Source organism: Streptomyces sp. NPDC007162 (assembly GCF_040634175.1).
Lineage (GTDB): Bacteria > Actinomycetota > Actinomycetes > Streptomycetales > Streptomycetaceae > Streptomyces.
This window is the reverse complement of record NZ_JBEYFC010000962.1, coordinates 1-1,614: the sequence shown is the minus strand read 5'-3', so window position 1 is coordinate 1,614 and position 1,614 is coordinate 1. Positions and strand designations below refer to the sequence as shown.

The 1,614-nt window shown below is 69.6% G+C and carries 2 protein-coding genes and 1 pseudogene; 2 read left to right on the top strand and 1 reads right to left on the bottom strand.

The window, feature by feature from the left end:
• Positions 1–407 (top strand): fibronectin type III-like domain-contianing protein (locus ABZ646_RS46270; RefSeq protein ID WP_360533709.1); only part of this gene is annotated, 407 nt, incomplete at its 5' end.
• Here ABZ646_RS46270 and ABZ646_RS46265 read toward each other — a convergent pair.
• Positions 326–1,066: a DDE-type integrase/transposase/recombinase gene (locus ABZ646_RS46265; RefSeq protein WP_360533712.1), complete on the bottom strand. Its 741-nt coding sequence runs from the start codon at positions 1,064–1,066 to the stop codon at positions 326–328. The two genes, ABZ646_RS46270 and ABZ646_RS46265, sit on opposite strands and share 82 nt — an antisense overlap.
• 125 nt (positions 1,067–1,191) lie before the next feature.
• Here ABZ646_RS46265 and ABZ646_RS46260 point away from each other — a divergent pair.
• Positions 1,192–1,501: pseudogene (locus ABZ646_RS46260) on the top strand (substrate-binding domain-containing protein); the annotation flags it as partial.
• Between the last annotated feature and the right edge of the window lie 113 nt (positions 1,502–1,614).

Genomic DNA, 1,614 nt, shown 5'->3' with positions numbered 1-1,614 from the left:
CCCCCACCACGGCCGCCGCCCCCGCCCCGAGGTCCAGTTCGGCGCGCCGCTGCGCCACCACCCTCCCGTCGAGGTCAGCCACCCCGGAAGTCGGCTCCGAAGGCGCGGTGGAGGTCCGCGCCGAGGTAGCCAACACCGGCGGCCGCGCGGGCAAACACGTCGTCCAGGTCTACGCGTCGCGCGCACACACGGCCGTCGACCGCCCGGCGCGGTGGCTGATCGGCCACGAGGTGGTCCGCCTCGCCCCGGGCGCCACGGAGACCATGAAGATCACCGTCCCGGCGCGTGCCTTCGCACACTGGGACGAGGACGAGGGCGCGTGGGCTTACGAACCGGGAGAGTTCACACTCCACGTCGGCTCCAGCGTCGACGACCTGACCGCCTCAATGCCAGTGCGCCTGCGCTGACCACCGGTCGCAGTGAAGCCTGCGGCGGGCCGGGTACCGTGCCCGGCCCGCCGTGGACGCACGGACGCCAGGCGAGGTGGGCGAGGTCTTCTTCGGTGCGGGTGATCCCGGCGGCGCTCATGGTTGAAGTGACCCCTCGGGTCCCGACACTTCCGTTTTGTGCGGCGAGGTCCAGCCGTTGGTGACAGTGGGTCCTTGCCTGGTACGGCCTGATGTAGCCGATGGTCGAGTGGATGTGCTCCCGGTTGTAATGTTCGGCGATCCACCGGAACACGTCCTGCCGAGCCTGTGCGCGGGTCTCCCACCGTGGTACCGATCTCCGCTTTCAGGACGGCGAAGAAGCTTTCCGCAGCGGCGTTGTCGAAACCCGAACTGGTATGCCCGGTGCTCTGCCGGATATCCAACTCGCCCAGAAGAGCGCGGAATTGGTGAGAGGCGCCTTGCGGCCCGCGATCCGGGTGAAAGATGGCGTTGCCAGCCGTATGCCCGCCCGTATGCGCCATCCGAATCGCGTCTGCGACGAGTTCCGTACGCATGTGGTCGGCCATCGACCAGCCTACGACCTCACGTGTGCACAGGTCGATCATCGTCGCCAGGTACAGCCATCCCTCGGCCGTCGGCAAACAGGTGGTGTCCCCGACGAATTTCAGGCCCGGCATCGGCGCGGTGAAGTCCCTCTGGACGAGATCCGGCGCCGGCGGCGCCGTGCGGTCCTGCTTCGTCAGCGACCGCGACTTCCGGCGCGTTTTTCCGACGACCTCGCGCTCCCGCATGATCCGCGCGAATGGCGGAACTCCTCGTTCGGCATGCCGAGATCGACGGCGTCCTGGCCGCGTCGGACACCTCGGCGGCAGGGGCGCTGCAGGCGCTGCGCGGCCCCGAGACGGCGGATGCCGGAGGACGTCGCCGTGATCGGGTTCGACGACTTTCCGCTGGCCCAGCGCACCGAGCCGCGCCTGACCACGGTGCGTCAGCCGGTGGAGGAGATGGGCAGAGCCATGATCAGACTGCTGCTCGAGGAAGTGGAGGAGCCCTCCGTGGCATGGCGCCACGTCATCCTCCGTACCGAGCTCGTCGTTCGCGAGTCGTCCTGACAGCGCGCCGAGCCCGCCGGCGAACCCCGGGGAGGGCAGCGGTCGCCGCAGGCTGGTCAATGCCCGGCCGAGGCGGTGCGGTCCTGGTGAGGATCCGCACCGCCGCCCGTTTC